The organism is Corynebacterium sp. HMSC074H12 (genome assembly GCF_001813755.1).
In the GTDB taxonomy this organism is placed as follows: Bacteria; Actinomycetota; Actinomycetes; order Mycobacteriales; family Mycobacteriaceae; genus Corynebacterium; species Corynebacterium hiratae.
Window position 1 is genome coordinate 1 of record NZ_KV813942.1, and the last position, 205, is coordinate 205.

The 205-nt window shown below is 62.0% G+C and carries 1 protein-coding gene; it reads right to left on the minus strand.

Annotated features, from left to right (window positions below):
• Nucleotides 1-205: hypothetical protein (locus tag HMPREF2932_RS13615; RefSeq protein WP_168166993.1), on the minus strand; the 205-nt coding region annotated here is incomplete at both ends.

The following is a 205-nucleotide window of genomic DNA, read 5'->3' on the forward strand; positions in this document are numbered from 1 at the left end:
TAACACTCGGGCTTTCTTCAGTGCTGCTGACGAACCTTTCTTCGCTGCCAACGCACCGATGCCGTCCCACGCGTCAGCCGGGACGTAGCCCCGGCGGGTGGCTTCGAGCAGGATCTCGGCGTGCAGCGTCACAACGTCGAGGACACGGTTCACCCACTTCGGTACAGTGTCCTGATTTCCGGCGAACCACAGGGGTTCGCTCAAC